Raw genomic sequence first — 14,677 nt, 5'->3', positions numbered from 1 at the left:
GACCCTGATCGTGCGCTTATCAAGGAACAAGAATTCGGGAGGATTTCATGCGCACTCAAGTCGCCATTATCGGTTCTGGTCCGGCCGGCCTGCTGCTCGGTCAACTGCTTACAAATGCCGGCATCGACAACATCATCCTTGATCGCGTCAGCAAGGATTATATTCTCGGCCGCGTGCGGGCCGGTGTACTGGAAGAAGGCATGGTCGACATGCTCGATCGCGCCGGCGCTGGCGAACGCATGCACAGGGAAGGTTTGCCGCATGACGGCTTCTCGCTCGCTTTCGACGGCCGCGACCACCGCATCGACCTTTTCGGGCTGACCGGAAGACGTGTCATGGTCTATGGTCAGACGGAGCTTACCCATGACCTGATGGACAAACGCGAAGCTTCCGGCGACAGTTCGGTCTATGAGGCCACCAATGTCACGCCGCACGATTTCGACGGGGCTGGTCCCTACGTCACCTACGAGAAGGACGGCGTCACCCACCGGATCGATTGCGACTTCATCGCCGGTTGCGACGGGTATCACGGCGTGAGCCGGAAATCGGTACCGGAGAGCGCGCTGAAGAGCTACGAGCGGATCTATCCCTTCGGATGGCTCGGCATTCTCGCCGAGGTGCCGCCGGTCAGCCACGAACTGATCTATGCCAACCATCCCCGCGGCTTCGCGCTCTGTTCAATGCGTTCCCATACCCGCAGCCGCTACTATATCCAGTGTGCACTGGACGAGAAGATCGAAGACTGGTCCGACGACCGCTTTTATGACGAATTGCGCCGCCGGCTGCCTGCCGAGCATGCCGAAAGCATGGTGACCGGCCCCTCCTTCGAAAAGTCCATCGCGCCGCTCAGATCCTTCGTCGCCGAACCGATGCGCTTCGGCAAGCTGTTCCTTGTCGGTGATGCGGCTCATATCGTGCCACCGACCGGCGCCAAGGGCCTGAACCTCGCGGCGAGCGACGTCTACTACCTCTTCGACGGCCTGCTGGGCTACTACGCGGATAAATCCTCAGCCGGAATCGACGCCTATTCGGAGCGGGCGCTGAAACGGGTCTGGCGCGCCGTGCGCTTCTCCTGGTCCATGACCACGATGCTGCACCGTTTCCCCGATACCGGCGAGTTCGGCCAGAAGATCCAGGAGGCCGAACTCGATTATCTCGTCAGTTCCAAGGCTGCTTCCACGGCGCTCGCCGAGAACTATGTCGGCTTGCCGTACTAAGCCGTTACGGCCCTTGATGAAGGGATGTACGGCCTGCTCCTCCTACGGATCGGTATAGCCTATCGCCCGGACCCTGACCTTGCGCGTGCCCGGATCCTGCGAGAACAGGATTGCGCCGGAGGCATTCGATTCCGCCGGCACGTAATCGAAGGTCACATCCGCATCCTCGATCATGTCGCCGCCATCAAGGATTTCGCCGCGCACCACGACCGCGGCTGCCGTTTTGGTTGCCTTATTGGTGATATCGAATTCGACCCGATACCCCCCTTCGACCGGCGTTCGTCGGGTCACTGCAATCGAGAATTCCGGCGGCAGAGCATCCTTCCTCAGTGCTTCCCAACCCACCCAGGCGATCATCGCAAGCACCACCAATGCGGAGATCATGCCGGTCGCCCATTCGATCCAATGGGGTTCATGCGTTTCCGTGTGGCGTCCATGAGCGGTGATCGTCATCGGTTCACTCGTCACAAGATGAGGCGGGCAGCGGCGGCCCCGATAGCGCCCGGGAAGGAGAGCACGATCGCGGATATGAGCATCTGCATCGGCGCGCTGTCATCCAGCCGCCCGAATGTCCACAGAACGTAGAGGCTGATCAGCATCGCGACCAAGTAACCCGGCAAGGTGAAGCGGAAGAAGGCGTGCCATCGGGGCGTCTCACCCGGCATTTCGTGTGTGCCCTTGAAGGCAACCGCGTAGACGAAGCCGTGCATGATGGCGATCGATATGACGATCGTCGCAAGCGCATGCCAGGGCGTCATCTTGTAGGCGATCAGGATGATTTCCTCCGTCGGCGCGACATTGAGGCTGAGGAAGAGCGCACCGACCGCCATGAGGAAAAGCTCCCGGCTATAGCTGATGGAGAGTTCATTCGGCACCGCATTGCCCTCCTTTCCCTGATCTGCTTCTTCTCCTTTCGGATCATCCTTATCGCTGTCGCCGTTTCCGCCTGCCTGGCCGCCGAGCTGGGAGCGACCGAGCAGAGCGCCGATACTCGCGGGTACTGACTGGATGGCGGTCTTACCGAGCATTTCCGAGAACGGCATATGCAGTTTGATGTCGCCGAGCAGAACGAGGATTGTGGCGCTCATGACGATGCCGAGCCCATAAGCGATTGCTGCATCGCGGAAAGCCTCCCTCCATGTGGAGGTTCGCTCGAAGCCGATGCGATCGGCGAGTATCACGAGTAGCGGGATATTGACGATCAGAAGCAACAGCAGGCGATATCGCTCGATATAAAAGCCGAGGTGCCAGAGTTCCATGGTCATCAGCATGGGCATGCCGAACAGCATGGCACCAGCCGCGCCGCGGCCGAAACCGACCAGGAAATGGTGGAATTCGCCTGTGCCACTGCCAGGCGCCGCTGCCACGCCACTCAACTCCGCTTCCTCCATCCGACAAGCGGACAGGAACTCGCAGGACTGCCGAAATGTTCCCGCTCGGCCGTCGAACCGGGAGGGCAGGATGGCCGACCTTGACACAGCCACCAATCCTTCGCTGAACATCGCAGCCGGCCTTGGCCTTGGCGGCAATGAAAGTTATCCGAACCTTTTCCAGCCTTATGGCGGTTTCCCCGATATGGTGAAGGTCGCGGACGGGCACATCGTCATGCCTGATCTGCCGGGTATCGGCTTCGAGGGCAAGTCCGATCTGATCAGGGTAATGCGGGAGCTTGCGGAATGAGTCAGCGGTCGAAGAGATCCTGCCACTGCTTTTCTCCCACCATGCAGTCTGTCGCCGGTTGAGTGCCAGCGGTTTTCTGCATGGTTGCAGGCGGCGTAAGGCTGCTGATCTCCATGACCAGTTTGCGGCGCACGGCGACCGCGAAATCTTCGATCTTGTGAACCGGCAGCACGAAAGAGCCGGGACCACCGATCACGCAATCGGCGTAGTATTTGTCGAGCCCGCCCTGCGCTCCCGAAGGGCGCAGCATGATCGCCAGGCCGTTGACGATGAGGCCGGCCTCCACCGCCTTGTCGCGGGCCGGCACAACGGGATTGCCGGCATTGTTCGGACCGTCGCCGGAGACGTCGATGACCTGCCGCGTGCCGCGATAGGAGTTGGCGACGAGCATCGTGGCACCTTGTACGATCGCCGCGGAAATCGAAGTTCGGCGCTGGGAGTTGATCGGCCGCGCCTCCACCTTGTTGGCGAAATCGATCGCGTCCTGCTCGTTCTCAATCACCTGCCAGTCGATGACGGAATCGGGCACCACGTCGCCTGCCCATTCGAAATAGCTGATGGCGATCTTCCCTATGAGCCCGGTCTTCACCGCGTCGATGAATTCCCTGTGCTTGAGCGCCGCGACATAACCCTCGCGCTGGATGCGGACTTCCTCGTAGTCCATGGAACGGGACGTATCGACCGCGAGAACCAGTTCGACATCCACCTCGCCGCCTCCCGCCTGCGCGATCATCGGGCCGGCTGCGGCAGAGAGGCCCATCAGCATCGCGAGTGTTGTAAGCATAGGCGATCCAATCACTGCGTCTCGTCGTGATGAAACTGTAACACAGGTTGGTTCGAGGGCGACTCCCGGCCGTAAGCCGCCCTTCAACTTTCAGTGATTGGATTATTCCCCGCGCGCGTCGCCGGAGCCTTCGCCCCTCGTGTCAACGCTTCCACGAGGCAATCCATGATTGCCTGACGCAGCGCATAGGTATTGGCGTTGGTCCGTTTATAGTCCAGGCACTGAGCCGCCTCCACCAGGCTCATTCCCTGATGGACAACGATCTGATGGGCGCGGTTCATCGCCCAGTGCTCGATCGAGTGACTCTCTTCAATGGCATGACTTTGTTCGCTCAAAGCAGCCTCGCCGGACGATTAGCAGTGTTGCCGCGAATCAATTCACAATTGAAAAGTTAACGCAGCAATTCACGTTCGTGAATCCTGTCCTTCTTAATTTCTTGAGTAGAAGAAAAGAATTTATCGAGCCGCTTCAATCCCTATGATTTTTTGGGGTTACAATTGCCGAGCGGGCCGAAAGGTGACGACCGAGGAAGACAAGGCAATCCTCCAACACACCGCCCGCGGAGCTGGCTTCACGCTTCTTCGTGCCGGATCCGATCGCCCCTATGGAACATAGCGAACTGTGCTATATCGGCTGGTATCTGGACGAGCTCAGCCGGGTATGAGGCCCCCCTCTCATGAAAAGATTATCGGGCAAGTGTTTTTGCGGCGTGGTGGAATATGCGGTGGAGGACGCTTTCGTTTACGCGGCGAACTGCCACTGTTCGAATTGCCGACGCACCACCGGCTCGGCCTTCAAGCCATTCGCGGGCATTCCGCGGGAAAAATTCACCCTCGTCAAAGGCTTCGATGGTCTGTTAATTTATGGCAACGCCGAAAACCACGATGCCCATTGCGGCACCTGCGGCTCGCTACTCTACTCGCTGGTGCGTAAGGCCAGATGGGTGCATGTTGCAATGGGCACGCTTATGGACGCCCCCGCCATCCGCCCGACACACCATATCTTCGTCGGTTCGAAGGCCTTGTGGTACGAGATCACCGACGATCTGCCGCAATATGAAGGGCACAAACTTTAGCGGCTACTTTCCCTTCCAGACCGGGTCGCGCTTTTCGGCGAAGGCCCGGGCGCCTTCCAACTGATCCTCGCTGGAATAGAGGATATCGACCGTGCGGAGCTGGCGCTTGGTGATCTTGTTCATCGTCGTCTGGAATGCCTCGCCTTCCGCCTCGCGCACCACTTCCTTGATCGCCGCATAGACGAGTGGCGGGCCGCTTTCCAGCAGCCGCGCCAGTTCCCAGGCGCGTTCCATCAGCATGGCCGCCGGCAGGATCTCGTTGACGAAACCCCAGCGATGCGCCTCCTCAACATCGAGCCAGCGGCCGGTGAGCAACATGTCCATGGCGATATGATAGGGAATGCGCTTCGGCAGCTTGATCGAGGCGGCATCGGCCACCGTGCCCGAGCGGATTTCCGGCAGCGCGAAAGTGGCATGTTCGGCGGCGAGGATGAGGTCTGTCGCCAGCGCGATCTCCAGCCCTCCGCCGCAGCAGATACCGTTGACAGCGCAGATGATCGGCTTGTTGAGGTCGCGCAGTTCCTGCATACCGCCGAACCCGCCGACGCCATAGTCGCCATCCACCGCGTCACCAGCGGCCGCAGCTTTCAGGTCCCAGCCGGGGCAGAAGAACTTTTCGCCGGCGCCAGTGATTATGGCGACGCGCAACGCCTGGTCATCGCGAAAATCGCGGAAGATTTCGCCCATGATCCGCGAGGTCTTCAAATCGATGGCATTTGCCTTCGGCCGATCGATGGTGACTTCGAGAATGCCACCCTCGCGGCGGGTCCTGATGGGTTGGTCGGTCATGCTACTCTCCTCCGCACCAGTGCATCCACGGCAACAACGCCTTCGCCTTCCGGCAGCACCATGACCGGATTGATGTCCAGCTCTTCGACGTCCGCCGCATTGGCAGCCAGGTAGGCCGCGACGGCGGCGACCGCCTGTTCCAGCGCGGCGATATCGCCCTTCGGCCCGCCGCGATAGCCGTCGAGCAATGTCTTTATCTTGAGGCCGGATATGGCCGCGGAGATGGCCTCCGGTGACGGGGGCAAGGTAATAAGCACGGATTCATCCAGCAGTTCGACCAGAATACCACCCGCCCCGACAGTCAGGACCAGGCCCGCAACTGGATCGCGCATCGCGCCGATGATGATCTCCGCCACCGGCTTGGCGGCCATCCTCTCGACCAGATAGCCGTTCGCGACGCCCGCCATGGCATGGGCGGCAGCGACCACCTCTTCGCGGCTTCCGAGGTTGAGCTTCACCGCGCCGGCTTCCGTCTTGTGGGCAACGCCACGCCCCTTGAGCGCCACCGGAAAACCGAGCCTTTCGGCCGCATGTCCCGCCTCTTGCGGATCCATGGCCACGAGCCCGTGCGGAACGGTCAAGCCGAAGGCGGAAAGCTCGCGCTTCGCCTCATCCTCGTTGAGCGTGACCGTCTCACCCGCTCCAGCGGGAACCTTGAGCAGTGGCGCAGGCGCGGGCTGCCTCCACACCGCACCGATAAACGCAGCAGTCTCTGCCGCGGCCAGCGCCTCCTCGATGCCGAAGAACGGTACGACGCCGTCATGCATCAGCCGCTCGGCCACCGCTTCCGGCAGGTTTTCGCCCATGCTGGCAACGATACCGGCATGGGCACCGGTTGCGGTCCGCGCCGCCACCGCCGCGTTGACGGTTGTCAACCAGTCGGTCGCATCGCAGCGATCAAGCCGCGGGATGTCCAGCACCACGAGGTTCATCGCATAGCCACCCTGCATCATCGCGGTAAAGGCGGCCGTCTGCTTCTCCTGACTGCCCCAGACGAAGGTGTGGTAGTCGAGCGGATTTGCGAGCGCCACCATCGGCCCGAGCGTCTCGCGGAGCGGTTCGAGTTGCTCATTTCGGAGCGGCCGATAGGAAATCCTCCGCTTCATGCCGGCATCGGCCATCAGTGAGGCCTCGCCGCCCGAACAACTCATCGAGGAAATGTCGGCGCTTTCGAGTGGTCCGTAAAGATGCAGGAGCTTCAGCGTCTCCAGGAGTTCCGGCAGCGTCTGAACCCGGCCGACGCCGAGCCGTTGCAGCAGCGCAGAGGAAACGCGATCATTGCCGGCGAGCGAAGCGGTGTGGGAGACGGCGGCGAGGCGCGCAGCTTCCGATCTGCCGACCTTCAGCATGGCGACCGGCTTCTTCAATTCCCGCGACAGGCCTGCCAGCCGCTCCAGCGTTTCGAGACTGTCGAAGCCTTCCACATGCAGGCCGATGGCGGTGACGCGCGAGTCCTTGATGACAGTGCAGGCGAGTTCGGCAAGCCCTGTTTGCGCCTGGTTGCCGGCAGTCATCAGATAGGCAAGCGGCAATCCCCGCTGTTGCATGGAAATGTTGCAGGCGATGTTGGACGACTGGGTGAGCACCGCTACCCCTTGCTCGACCCTGAGCATGCCGTGCTGATCCGGCCAGAGGAGCGCCCCGTCCAGCATGTTGATGAAACCGTAGCAGTTCGGCCCGAGGATCGGCATGTCGCCGGCCGCCTCGACCAGCGCCTTCTGCAGGTCATCGCCATCGGCAAGCTCGCTTGCCGCCTCGCGGAAACCGGACGCGTAACAGATTGCCCCGCCAGCGCCGCGGGCGGAAAGTTCGCCGACGATCTCTATGGTGAGTTGCCTGTTGACGCCGACAAAGGCCGCATCCGGGGCGGCGGGCAGATCGGCCACGGATCGATAGCATCTGCGACCGAGGATTTCGTCGTTCTTCGGGTGAACGGGCCAGATTTCGCCCGCAAAACCCATCTTGTGGCATTGCTCGATGACCCGCCGTGCCTCCTTCCCGCCAAACACGGCGATGGTCTTCGGGCGTGTCAGGCGGTCGAGTGAGCGGGTCATTTTCACACCCCCAGCGGGCGGAGCAGGTCGCGGCTGATGATGTGCCGCTGGATTTCCGACGTGCCGTCCCAGATGCGTTCGACACGGGCGTCACGCCAGAAGCGAGCAAGCGGCAGATCGTCCATCAGCCCCATGCCGCCGAAAATCTGGATCGCCTCGTCGGTGACCCGCGCCAGCATTTCCGTGGCGAACAATTTTGCCGAGGCGATTTCGCGGTTCGACGTCAGGCCCTGATCGAGCCGCCAGGCGGCCGAGAGCGTTAGCAGATCGGCAGCGTCGATCTCGGTGATCATGTCGGCGAGCTTGAAAGAGACGCCCTGGTTGGCGCCGATCGGCCTGCCGAACTGCTTGCGGTCGGCTGCCTGGTTCAGGGCATAGTCGAAGGCGCGCCGCGCCCGGCCGACGCAGGTGGCGGCGACCGTCAACCGCGTGCCGTAGAGCCATTGGTTGGCGATGTCGAAGCCTTTGTGCACGTCGCCGAGGACCTGGGTCGGCGGCAATCGGCATTCGTCGAAGGTGAGGATGCAGTTCCGGTAGCCGCGATGCGAGACGGAACTGTAACCTTCGCGGATTTCGAAACCCGGCGTGTCGCGATCGACGAGGAAACAGGTGATGAGCTTCTTCGGTCCATGCGGGGTTTCCTCTTCACCGGTCGCGACGAAGACAATGACGAAATCAGCGATATCCGCATGCGAAATGAAGTGTTTCGTACCGTTGACGATCCAGTCGTCGCCGTCCCGTCGGGCGAAACATTTCATGCCGCGCATGTCCGAACCGGCATCCGGCTCCGTGATGGCAAGTGCATCGAACTTGTCGCCGCGCACGGAGGGCAGAAGATATTTTTCGCGCTGGTCTCCCTCGCAGGCCATGAGGATGCCGGAAGGCCGGCCGAAGAAGACTGTGAGCGCCATGGAGCCACGGCCGAGCTCCCGTTCGACCAGCGTGAACGACGTGTGGTCGAGACCGGCGCCACCCACCTCCTCCGGAAAATTGCAGCCGAAGAAGCCGATCTCCCGGCATTTTCGCGCGATTTCCCGACCGAGTTCGGGCGGCACGAAGCCGGTGCGCTCCACCTCGTTCTCATGCGGATAGATTTCCGTCTCGACGAAATCGCGGACGGTCTTGACGATCATCTCCTGTTCGCCGGTCAGTCCGAAATGCATGGGGTTTCTCCCTTTATTGATGGGGAGCGTAGCCGCCCCCCTTCTGCCCATGATCTACCTCTTCTGCCCCACCGAACGCCCGACGCCTTCCGGAATAGGTAATTTCGCATGCGCCTCGGCGATCGGCTTCAACTTCGCCAACACGTCGAAGGGCGCGGCAACCGATTTCCCGGCCTTCGAATCCACGTGCAGCATCAGTTGCTCGGCAGTGGCGAGCGCCTCGTTGGTCTCGGCATTGTAGATGGTCGTGAAGAACCGGAGGCGCTTGTCGTCGCTGGAGAGCACCTGCAGCGTCGAGTAAAGCTTCTGGCCGAGTTTTGCCTCACCAAGATGTCGGATATGCGTCTCGACCGTATAATAGCTGTGCCCGGCCTCGACATAGGCGAAATCGACCCCGATCAGCCGGAGTAGCATATCCGCCGTATCGGCGAAGACCTGCAGATAGCGGTACTCGGTCATATGGCCGTTGTAGTCCACCCAGGCGGCGCCGACCTTGGTGTCGAGCAGCCGGAGCGGAGCGGAAAAATCCGGTTCCTTCTTCGCTCCACCCCCCTGCGCCCAGAGATGTTTTTCGAACTCGGCAAGGATCTTGCCCGCCCCCCAGCCCTGTCCGCCGTCGCCGGCTTTCAGCGCCTGCATGATGCCGACGAGGTTTTCGTCGCGGATGCGTTCCAGCTCCCGGATGCCGCGGGCGCCGGACTGCGCATCCGATTGGGCAGCGATCTTGTCGATGAGCGCATCGTCGAGATCGACGACATCTGTGAGCTTCGTCCAGGGCCAGGAAAGGCAGGGGCCGAACTGCGCCAGGAAATGCCGCATGCCGGCCTCGCCGCCGGCGATGCGATAGGTCTCGAACAGGCCCATCTGCGCCCAGCGCATGCCGAAGGAATAGCGGATCACGTCGTCCAGCGTTTCCGTGTCGCAGATGTCGTCATGGATCAGCCACAGGCCTTCGCGCCATACGGCCTCCAGCAGGCGGTCGCCGACGAAGGCCTCGATCTCCTTTTTGAGGATGACGCCTTTCATGCCGATCGGCGCGAGCTTTTCCTGCGCCGCCTTCAGCGTTTCCGGGGAGGTCTTCTGGCCGCCGACCAGTTCGGCAAGAGGCAGGAGATAAACGGGATTATAGGGATGGGCGACGAAGAAGCGCTCGGGATGTTTCATGTCCCGCTGCAGGTCGGTCGGCATCAGGCCGGAGGTGGACGAGCCGATCAGCGCTTGCGGGTCGGTGGCCGCATCAATCTGGGTGATGACGTTGCGTTTCAACTCCAGCCGCTCGGGCACGCTTTCCTGAATCCAGTCGGCGCCCTCAACTGCCTCCTTGATGGACTTGCAGAAGGTGATTTTTCCCCTGGGCGGAAGCGGCGCCATGGTGAGCATGGCATAGGCGCGCTCTGCATTGCCCAGCACTTCGCCGACGATGCGTTCCGCTTCCGGATGCGGGTCGTACATGTCGACATCAATGCCGGCGAGGACGAAACGGGCCGCCCAGGCCCCGCCGATGACACCGCCGCCGATGCAGGCTGCTTTTTGGATGCTGGTCATGGGATCACCGCTTCGTCAGCTTCAACTTCTCACGCACCTGCGCCGGCCCGATCACCTTTGCGCCCATGCCCTCGATCACGCCGGCGGCCTTTTCGACGAGCTGGGCATTGGTCGCCAGCTGGCCCTTACCGACGTAGAGATTGTCTTCCAGCCCGACGCGGACATTGCCGCCGGCAAGCACCGCCGCGGCCGGATAGGCGAGCGCGCTGCGGCCGATCGAGAAGGCGGAGAAGGTCCAGCTCTTCGGCACGTTGTTGACCATGGCCATGAAGGTATTGAGATCATCCGGCGCGCCCCAGGGAATGCCCATGCAGAGCTGGATCAGCACAGGGTCCTCGATCAGGCCTTCCTCGACAAGCTGCTTGGCGAACCAGAGATGGCCGGTATCGAAGGCCTCGATCTCCGGCCGTACACCGAGCGCCGTCATCTGCCGCGCCATTTCGCGCAGCATGGAAGGCGTGTTGGTCATCACGTAGTCGCCGAGCGAAAAGTTCATCGTGCCGCAATCGAGCGTGCAGATTTCCGGCAGGCATTCGGCGACGTGCGCGACGCGCTCGGTGGCGCCGGCCATGTCCGTGCCGTTCGGATTGACCGGGAGCGGTGCCTCGACATTGCCGAACACGAGGTCGCCGCCCATGCCGGCAGTGAGGTTAAGCACCACGTCCACCTCCGCCGAACGGATTCGATCGGTGACTTCCTTGTAAAGCTCCCTGTTGCGGGCGGCAGCGCCCGTCTCCGGGTTGCGGACGTGGCAGTGGACCACGGCGGCGCCCGCCTTGGCGGCATCGATCGCCGAATCGGCGATCTGCTTCGGCGTGATCGGCACATGCTTGGATTTTCCCACGGTATCGCCCGCGCCGGTGACGGCACAGGTGATGAAAACCTCGCGATTCATCTCGAGCGGCATGTTCCTCTCCTCGTTCGTTTTCGCCATTACGAACCGGAAGAGAGGAGAATGCTTTTCACTTTCAGCGCCATTCTATACATTAGCGGAAACGGAGGGCAATGATTGCGTGGCTGACGTTTTCTCGCAGGAGCAGCATTTCGACATTCTGGTGCTGCCGGAGATCAACCTTATTCTCGCGGCATCCGTGATTGAGCCCCTGCGCGCCGCAAACCGCATCGTCGGCCGGGAGCTTTATCGCTGGACGCTCTTTTCACCAGAGGGACAGCCGATTGATACGAAGGCGGGCATTCCCATTCCCGTCAGCGGAGCCTTCCGGCCCGGACGGGAGAGCGATCCGCTTTTCGTGCTCGCCAGCTATAACTGGAAGCGGCATGCCACGCGTGAGCTGAAATTCCAGCTTTCCCGGACGGCGCGACACCGCAAGCTGATCGCCGGCATAGAGGCCGGCTCTTTCGTTCTCGCAGATACGAGTCTTCTCGATGGCTTTTCCGCCACCACCCATTGGGAAGATTTCGAGGATTTCTCGACTGCCTATCCGCAGGTGAACATGATCCGCGAACGCTTCGTCATTGACGGCAAGCGCATCACCACCGGCGGTTCGCTGCCGACGCTCGACCTGATGCTGGAGTTGATCCGCCGCGCACATGGCTATTCACTGGCGCTGGAAGTCTCGCGGCTCTTCATCTACGAGCAGGAGCGCACTCGTGGCGACCTGTTACAAGTGCCGGCGATCGGCAATATGCGGATTGTCGACGCCCGCGTTCAGACTGCAGTGAAGCTGATGGAGGAGACGGTGGAGGCGCCGCTCTCCCTTGTCCGCCTGGCGAAGCGGGCAGGAGTGAGCGCCCGGCACCTGCAGGACCTGTTTCGCGATATCATGGGTGCTGCACCGCATGAGCACTACCTCGCGCTTCGCCTCAACGCCGCACGCCGGAAGGTGATCGAGACGCGCGCCAGTTTCGCGGATATAGCCGCAGCGACGGGATTCAACTCGGCCTCCGCCTTCTCGCGCAGCTACCGCGCGCATTACCGGGAAAGCCCGAGTGACACGCGAAGGCGATTGAAAGCTACCTGAGCAGTGTCTTCGCGATGATCTCCAGCTGGATTTCATTGCTACCGCCGAAGATGCTCTGGGAGCGGGAGTTGAAATAGATGGCGGAGGCGACCTTGCGCTCCTCGGCAATCTCGCTCTCTTCCGGCAGTTCGTGCAGCGGCCGGCGTTCTTCCCAGCGCAGTGCATCCGGGCCGAGGATCGAGGCGGCGAGTTCGGCGATCGACTGGCGGATGCGGCTGCGCTCGATCTTCATTGTAGACGACGGCACCGACCCCGGATTGCCGCCGGCCTGCACCTTGGACATGGCGGCCAGTTCCAGCATGTCGTTGGCGTCGATATCGGTGGCGATCTCGGCCAAGCGGGCCGCAAAGAGTGGATCGTCGATCATTTTTCGTCCATCCGGCAGCGGTTCGGAGGCGAGTCGGTGGAGGCGTGTCAGCATCGCCCGCAGCACGCCGCCGGCGAAGGCCCCGCCCCGCTCGAATTCGAGCAGGTATTTGGCGATGTCCCAGCCCTCACCTTCCTCGCCGATCCGGTCGGAAACCGACACTTTTACGTCGTCGAAGAAGACCTGGTTGAACTCGTGCGTGCCGCAGATCGAGCGGATTGGCCGGATTGTCACGCCCGGGGATTTGAGGTCGATCAGGATGAAGGTGATGCCTTCCTGCTTCTTGCCGGTGTCGGCAGTGCGCACCAGTGCGAACATGCGGGTGGCATGATGCGCCAGCGTCGACCAGATCTTCGAGCCGTTGATGACGTAGTAGTCGCCTTCGAGCACCGCCTTGGTCTTCAGCGAGGCGAGGTCGGAGCCGGAGCCGGGTTCGGAATATCCCTGCGCCCAAAGATCCTCGCCGTTGAGGATGCGCGGCAGGTAGAAGGCTTTCTGTTCGTCGGTGCCGTAGCGCATCAGGACAGGCGCGATCATCTTGATCGAGGCGCCGCGGAAATGCGGCTCGCCGGCCCGCTCGCATTCCTGATCGAAAATATAGCGTTCGGCGAGCGTCCAGCCGGTGCCGCCGTATTGCTTCGGCCACGAAGGGGCGACCCAGCCCTGCTCGTTGAGCTTCGCCTGCCATTTCAGCCCGATATCCGGATCGGCGAGGAAGCTGGGATTCAGCCGTTCGGCGCGTTTCAGATCGTCGTCCAGATGGATGCCGAGAAACGTCCGCACCGCGTCGCGAAAACGGACCTCTTCTTCTGTCATCAACAGATCCATGACGTCCTCCTCAGGCCGGTTCGCGCAGCAGGCTGCCCGAAAGCACGGCGGGATCGTGGATGATCTCGCCATAGCGCTTCAGGTGGTCGGCAGTGGTGCCGAAGGTGTTTTCGATCGCATAGAGCCTTCGGAACCAGGCGCCGATCGGCATTTCCTCCGAAAAGCCCATGGCGCCGTGCAACTGGATCGCCTCCTGGGCAACGACGCGGGAAACTTTGCCGATCTTGGCTCGGGCCCCAGAAACGCCGCGGATGCGCATTGAACGCAACGCATCAACGGAAAGCGTGGCGAGCAATGCCGAACCACGGGCTTCCTGGCATTTCACGGCGATCTCGGCCATGCGGTGCTGCAGCGCCTGGAAGGCGGCGAGCGGCTTGCCAAACTGCACGCGTTCCTTGGTGTAGGAAACGGTGGCATCGAGCAGCGCATCCATGATGCCGACCGCTTCGGAGGCGAGCGCGGCATTGGAGCGGTCATAAGCCGCTTCGACTTCGACGAGCGTGTTGTCGCCGTCGAGGAGGGCGGAGGCCGGCATAGGGACATTATATAAAGAGAGATCGCAGGCGCGGCTGCCATCGACGAGCTTTGCTGGCTTGCGTGCGAGCCCCACTGCATCGGCCGGGACGACGAAGAGGCGGATATTCCCGTCGAGCTTGGCCGAGACGAGGAAGATGTCCGCGGCGGCTCCGCCAAGTACCAGCGGCTTACCGCCGGAGAGCGTATAGCCGTCGCCGGTTCTCACGGCGGTGGCGGAGATATTGCCAAGGTCGAAACCGGTCTGTTTTTCCGCATGTGCGAGCGCCGGACGCGACGTGCCCGCGATCAGGCCGCCGAGGATTTCTGCCTTCTGGCTTTCCGTGCCGAGTTTTTCAATGAGACTTCCGGCGAGGATGACTGAGGCGAGGTAGGGCTCGACGACCAGCGCCCGACCGATCGCTTCCATGATCAGCGAGATTTCGACCGCGCCGCCGCCAAGTCCGCCGTTTTCCTCGGAAAAGGGCAGCGCCAGCCAGCCGAGATTGGCCATCTCCGCCCAGATACCAGCGTCGAAGCCGTCATCGGAGGCGACGATTTTTGCCCGTTTATCGAAGTCGTAGCGCTCCTTCAGAAAGCGATCGGCGCTTTCCTTCAAAAGGAGCTGCTCGTCCGAATAATTCAGATCCATGGTGATGTCTCTTGTTCGAGTGTGATGG

General features: G+C 61.7%; 14 protein-coding genes and 1 pseudogene. 4 read left to right on the top strand and 11 right to left on the bottom strand.

The annotated features are described in order from the left end of the window. Positions 1-47: 47 nt before the first annotated feature. Complete coding sequence (gene pobA / locus J2046_RS20100) at positions 48-1,217, top strand: 4-hydroxybenzoate 3-monooxygenase (RefSeq protein WP_210054890.1); 1,170 nt, start codon at positions 48-50, stop codon at positions 1,215-1,217. Positions 1,218-1,259: 42 nt separating this feature from the next. On the opposite strand, the gene J2046_RS20095 is transcribed toward pobA, so the two are convergent. Together J2046_RS20095 and J2046_RS20090 are read right to left on the bottom strand one after the other, a co-directional pair. Further along, complete coding sequence (locus J2046_RS20095; RefSeq protein WP_210054888.1) at positions 1,260-1,670, bottom strand: TIGR02588 family protein; 411 nt, start codon at positions 1,668-1,670, stop codon at positions 1,260-1,262. 11 nt (positions 1,671-1,681) lie between these two features. After that, the gene (locus J2046_RS20090; RefSeq protein ID WP_210055055.1) at positions 1,682-2,608 is read right to left on the bottom strand and encodes a TIGR02587 family membrane protein; all 927 of its coding nucleotides are present in this window, start codon (positions 2,606-2,608) and stop codon (positions 1,682-1,684) included. 100 nt (positions 2,609-2,708) lie between these two features. On the opposite strand from J2046_RS20090, the pseudogene J2046_RS20085 reads away from it, so the two are divergent. Continuing rightward, positions 2,709-2,897 (top strand): annotated as a pseudogene (locus tag J2046_RS20085) (mandelate racemase); the annotation flags it as partial. Between the two features lies 1 nt (position 2,898). Here J2046_RS20085 and J2046_RS20080 read toward each other — a convergent pair. Together J2046_RS20080 and J2046_RS20075 are read right to left on the bottom strand one after the other, a co-directional pair. After that, positions 2,899-3,681 (bottom strand): DUF1194 domain-containing protein, encoded by a 783-nt coding sequence (locus J2046_RS20080; RefSeq protein ID WP_210054886.1) that lies wholly within the window; start codon positions 3,679-3,681, stop codon positions 2,899-2,901. Positions 3,682-3,764: 83 nt separating this feature from the next. Beyond that, on the bottom strand, positions 3,765-4,016 hold the full coding sequence (locus J2046_RS20075; protein ID WP_411828520.1) for a hypothetical protein: 252 nt from the start codon (positions 4,014-4,016) through the stop codon (positions 3,765-3,767). Positions 4,017-4,357: 341 nt separating this feature from the next. On the opposite strand from J2046_RS20075, the gene J2046_RS20070 reads away from it, so the two are divergent. Beyond that, positions 4,358-4,756: a GFA family protein gene (locus J2046_RS20070; protein WP_210054885.1), complete on the top strand. Its 399-nt coding sequence runs from the start codon at positions 4,358-4,360 to the stop codon at positions 4,754-4,756. A gap of 3 nt (positions 4,757-4,759) precedes the next feature. Here J2046_RS20070 and J2046_RS20065 read toward each other — a convergent pair whose 3' ends face one another. Genes J2046_RS20065 through J2046_RS20045 form a run of 5 tightly spaced genes read right to left on the bottom strand, consistent with a single transcriptional unit; the run spans position 4,760 to position 11,214 of the window. Continuing rightward, positions 4,760-5,545, bottom strand: coding sequence for a carnitinyl-CoA dehydratase (locus J2046_RS20065; protein ID WP_210054883.1), 786 nt, complete (start codon positions 5,543-5,545; stop codon positions 4,760-4,762). Next, positions 5,542-7,599, bottom strand: a complete 2,058-nt coding sequence (locus tag J2046_RS20060; RefSeq protein WP_210054881.1) for an acetate--CoA ligase family protein — start codon at positions 7,597-7,599, stop codon at positions 5,542-5,544. The genes J2046_RS20065 and J2046_RS20060 overlap by 4 nt, the downstream gene beginning before the upstream one ends. Positions 7,600-7,601: 2 nt before the next feature. After that, entirely contained in the window at positions 7,602-8,762 is a 1,161-nt protein-coding gene (locus J2046_RS20055; protein WP_210054878.1) for an acyl-CoA dehydrogenase family protein, read from the bottom strand. A gap of 54 nt (positions 8,763-8,816) precedes the next feature. Further along, positions 8,817-10,307 carry a carnitine 3-dehydrogenase gene (locus J2046_RS20050; protein WP_210054876.1) on the bottom strand — a complete coding sequence of 497 codons (1,491 nt, stop codon included), beginning with the start codon at positions 10,305-10,307 and terminating at the stop codon, positions 8,817-8,819. A gap of 4 nt (positions 10,308-10,311) precedes the next feature. Then, positions 10,312-11,214 carry a beta-keto acid cleavage family enzyme gene (locus tag J2046_RS20045; RefSeq protein WP_210054874.1) on the bottom strand — a complete coding sequence of 301 codons (903 nt, stop codon included), beginning with the start codon at positions 11,212-11,214 and terminating at the stop codon, positions 10,312-10,314. Between J2046_RS20045 and J2046_RS20040 the strand changes: the two genes are divergently transcribed. Beyond that, on the top strand, positions 11,183-12,289 hold the full coding sequence (locus J2046_RS20040) for a GlxA family transcriptional regulator (RefSeq protein WP_210054873.1): 1,107 nt from the start codon (positions 11,183-11,185) through the stop codon (positions 12,287-12,289). The two genes, J2046_RS20045 and J2046_RS20040, sit on opposite strands and share 32 nt — an antisense overlap. On the opposite strand, the gene J2046_RS20035 is transcribed toward J2046_RS20040, so the two are convergent. Beyond that, entirely contained in the window at positions 12,282-13,484 is a 1,203-nt protein-coding gene (locus tag J2046_RS20035) for an acyl-CoA dehydrogenase family protein (RefSeq protein ID WP_210054871.1), read from the bottom strand. The genes J2046_RS20040 and J2046_RS20035 overlap by 8 nt on opposite strands. Before the next feature lie 10 nt (positions 13,485-13,494). Further along, positions 13,495-14,649 carry an acyl-CoA dehydrogenase family protein gene (locus tag J2046_RS20030; protein WP_210054869.1) on the bottom strand — a complete coding sequence of 385 codons (1,155 nt, stop codon included), beginning with the start codon at positions 14,647-14,649 and terminating at the stop codon, positions 13,495-13,497. Between the last annotated feature and the right edge of the window lie 28 nt (positions 14,650-14,677).

Origin of the sequence: Neorhizobium petrolearium, from assembly GCF_017873175.1 — a bacterium.
Lineage (GTDB): Bacteria > Pseudomonadota > Alphaproteobacteria > Rhizobiales > Rhizobiaceae > Neorhizobium > Neorhizobium petrolearium.
The sequence above is the reverse complement of the archived record's forward strand: the minus strand, read 5'-3'. Positions and strand labels throughout refer to the sequence as shown.

What these genes read in the sequence shown, in the direction of transcription:
- J2046_RS20070 (WP_210054885.1), top strand. Translation starts at nt 4,358, where the DNA reads ATGAAAAGATTATCGGGCAAGTGTTTTTGCGGCGTGGTGGAATATGCG.
- J2046_RS20095 (WP_210054888.1), bottom strand. Translation starts at nt 1,670, where the DNA reads ATGACGATCACCGCTCATGGACGCCACACGGAAACGCATGAACCCCAT.
- J2046_RS20080 (WP_210054886.1), bottom strand. Translation starts at nt 3,681, where the DNA reads ATGCTTACAACACTCGCGATGCTGATGGGCCTCTCTGCCGCAGCCGGC.
- J2046_RS20065 (WP_210054883.1), bottom strand. Translation starts at nt 5,545, where the DNA reads ATGACCGACCAACCCATCAGGACCCGCCGCGAGGGTGGCATTCTCGAA.
- J2046_RS20035 (WP_210054871.1), bottom strand. Translation starts at nt 13,484, where the DNA reads ATGGATCTGTTGATGACAGAAGAAGAGGTCCGTTTTCGCGACGCGGTG.
- J2046_RS20090 (WP_210055055.1), bottom strand. Translation starts at nt 2,608, where the DNA reads ATGGAGGAAGCGGAGTTGAGTGGCGTGGCAGCGGCGCCTGGCAGTGGC.
- J2046_RS20060 (WP_210054881.1), bottom strand. Translation starts at nt 7,599, where the DNA reads ATGACCCGCTCACTCGACCGCCTGACACGCCCGAAGACCATCGCCGTG.
- J2046_RS20055 (WP_210054878.1), bottom strand. Translation starts at nt 8,762, where the DNA reads ATGCATTTCGGACTGACCGGCGAACAGGAGATGATCGTCAAGACCGTC.
- J2046_RS20045 (WP_210054874.1), bottom strand. Translation starts at nt 11,214, where the DNA reads ATGCCGCTCGAGATGAATCGCGAGGTTTTCATCACCTGTGCCGTCACC.
- J2046_RS20040 (WP_210054873.1), top strand. Translation starts at nt 11,183, where the DNA reads ATGAAAACCTCGCGATTCATCTCGAGCGGCATGTTCCTCTCCTCGTTC.
- J2046_RS20050 (WP_210054876.1), bottom strand. Translation starts at nt 10,307, where the DNA reads ATGACCAGCATCCAAAAAGCAGCCTGCATCGGCGGCGGTGTCATCGGC.
- pobA (WP_210054890.1), top strand. Translation starts at nt 48, where the DNA reads ATGCGCACTCAAGTCGCCATTATCGGTTCTGGTCCGGCCGGCCTGCTG.
- J2046_RS20030 (WP_210054869.1), bottom strand. Translation starts at nt 14,649, where the DNA reads ATGGATCTGAATTATTCGGACGAGCAGCTCCTTTTGAAGGAAAGCGCC.